The sequence below is a fragment of the Frankia sp. CgJB1 genome (assembly GCF_977947065.1).
Genome location: NZ_CDWTNB010000285.1, coordinates 1 through 2,777 on the forward strand (window position 1 = coordinate 1; position 2,777 = coordinate 2,777).

Genomic DNA, 2,777 nt, shown 5'->3' on the forward strand with positions numbered 1-2,777 from the left:
GTACCCGGGCCGCCGCCAAGGCCAGCGTCGCCAGCGGCCGGCCGTCGTCGAGCGCGTGCGCGTCGCCGGTGCTGGTGGCGGCCAGCCGGCCCAGCGCCACGCCGGGTGAGGGCAACGCGTCGAGCACCCGGACCAGGTCGGCGACCAGCGGCACCGCCGCGTCCGGGGTGCCAGCCAGCCGGCGCAGCAGGCCGGTGCTGTCCAGCCAGGACCGCCAGGGGGTGAGTTCGGGGCGCCGGGCGAGGAGGTCGTCCAGGGGCTGGTGCGCCTGCGCCCAGGCCCGTGACTGCGCCGCAGCCAGCTCCGCCCGCTCCGTGACATCCCCGGTGAGCTGGCGGACGGCGGCGGCGAGTCCGCCCGGCGCGGCGCCGCTGGACCGCAGCACCGCGTCGACCTCGTCCAACGACACGGACAGCGAGGCGCCGGCGCCGGCCCGGCGGCCCAGCAGCCGCTCGACCCCCCGCCGCTGGTCCGCGCTGGCCCGGCCGAGGGTGACTGTCCCGGTGAGCGGCCGGCCCAGCTCGATCCTGCGCCGCACCCGGTCGAGCAACCACGCCGTGTGCTCACCGCCCAGCAGACGGCGCAGCCGTTCCACATCGCGGGCGGCTCCCGTATCGCGGGCGGCTCCGGTCGACGACGCGCTCACTCGAACGGCAGGGGCTCGGTGTCGCCGCCCTGCGCCGGATGGAGCGGCTGGGGCTGGTCGGGCCGCTCGGGCTGGTAGGGCACCGGCCGGTCGACGCGGGTGCGCTCGTGCCCGTCCCACCGCCACGGCGTGACGAGCACGGCGTCGATGCCGTCCCGGCGGGACAGCTGCGCGATCGCCAGGCCGGGGACCTGCGGGTAGCAGCCCCACTCGCGCTCGCTGGTCATCACCACATCGAGGTCGAACGCGGCGAGCAGGCCCAGGCACTTGGCCCGCGAGTCGTCGTCCACCCCGGCGAACGCCTCGTCCAGGGCGACCAGGCGGGGTGCATGCCGGTTGCCGGAGGAGTCGTAGAACGACGAGGCGGCTGCGAACAGCGGCACCGACGCCGCGAGCACCCGCTCACCACCGGATGCCGGACCGTTCGCCGGCCGCCACTGACCGTCCTGGAATCGCTGCACAGCGAACTCGTGCCAGCCGCGGTAGTCCAGGGCACGGGTCAACTGCTCGGCCCATCCGCCGGTGGTGTCCGCGCTGTGCTCCCGGTTGATCTGCTCCTGGAGGAACGCGCCGACGGCGGTCCGCTCGGCGGGGCTCCAGGCGTCGGCCGTCTGCCGCAGCAGCCGGTCGCGCACCGCGCTGAGCCCCTCGGGGGCGCTGCGGGCGACCCGCCACTGCAACCGCAGCCGCATGCCGGTCGACGTGGGCCGTTGCGCGAGGTCCGTGTTGATCCGGCGGACCTGGCTCTCGGCGTCGCTGATCAGTTCCTGCAGGGCGCCGGCCACCTCGTTCACGAGGTGGTTCTCCAGGATCTCGCGTTCCTTCGCGGACAGCAGCATCGCCCGCTGTCCGGTCTCCGCCTCCAGCGCGGCGACCAGGGCCGGGATGTCCTGCTTGCGGCCCTGGAACAGGACGTCGACCACGATCACGCCGTCGGAGACGATCATCCCGACCGAGTGGCCGTGCCGGGACAGCGCGTCGGTGAGAACCTTGTGCTCGGCCGACACCCGCTGCTGCGCCAGCTCCCACCGGCGGTCGGTGTCGTCGACGTCGTCGAGGGCGGCGTTGACCGCCCGGGCGAGCGTGATCGCAGGGTACGGCGCCCAGCCGGCAGCCGGGTCCGGGATCTCCAGGCCCGGGACGGCGACCGCGAGCAGGCCGGTGGCCGCGAACGCCCGGAGCTTCGCGACAGCCGCCTCGCGTTCGGCCGCGGCGGTGGTGATCGCCTCCCGCAACGTCTCACGCCGGCCGTGAGCCTGGCCCCGGGCGTCGAGCGCATCCCGTTCGGCGGCCCGCGCCTGCTTCTCCCGCTGCCCGCACCGGTCGAGTTCGGTGTCGACGGCGGCCAGTTTGCGGAACAGTTCGTCGACGGCGGCGCCGGCCGTCTCGACCAGGACCCGGTGACGCTCGGCGGCCGCGTCGGCCTGCGTCTGCGCCTCGGCGACCGCCTCGGCCGCCTGTTCCTGGCGTTCCAGCGCGAGGGTGAGTTCGTGTTCCGCCTCGGTCGCCGCGCGGCGGGACCGGTCCAGCGACTCCGCCGCCGGCCACAGCGCGGCCAGCTCCGCCCGATAGTCACCCAGGGCGTCCCGGACGCCGGCCAGCGCGGCCGGCTCCGCGGGCAGGCGCACGTCGCCGGCGAACTCCTCGGCCGCAGCCCGTGCCTCACCCGCGGCCTGCTGCCGGCGGGCCGCGACAGCTGCCGCCTCCTGGTGCTGGGCGTCGATCCGCCGCTTGGCCTTGTGCTCCGTGGCCAGCTGCGCGTGCGCCTCGCGCAGGTCGCCGTCGGAGGGCCGGGCCCCGTGCTCGGCGGCCAGCGAGAGCTGCCGGCCGGCCAGCTCCGCGGCGGCCGCGGCCAGTTCGTCGAGCCGTAGCTCGATCCGGGCCGCCTCGGCGCGCAGGTGGTCGAGCCGGGCCCGCCTGGCCGCCTCGCGGGCGCCCTCACCGATGTAGCCGGCGGTTTCCTTGCGCCACCCGCCGGTCAGGACCCCGTTACCGAACCGGCCGTCCACGGTGACCCAGGTCCCGCTGGCCGCCGGCCCGTGGGCCAAGGAGTCGCCGGCCGGGCCGGGCCCACCGCGCAGGCCGATCGTCGCGAGGACGGCGGCGACCGCGGTGTCGCTCAGCCGGCCCG

Annotated in this window: 2 protein-coding genes; both read right to left on the reverse strand. The window is 76.3% G+C overall.

From position 1 onward, the window contains the following. Positions 1-646 (reverse strand): TIGR02679 domain-containing protein (locus AC08OT_RS19915; RefSeq protein WP_476603194.1); only part of this gene is annotated, 646 nt, incomplete at its 3' end. Then, positions 643-2,777, reverse strand: a 2,135-nt coding sequence (locus tag AC08OT_RS19920; RefSeq protein ID WP_476603195.1) for a TIGR02680 family protein, incomplete at its 5' end; no start/stop codon positions are given. The genes AC08OT_RS19920 and AC08OT_RS19915, both read right to left, overlap by 4 nt.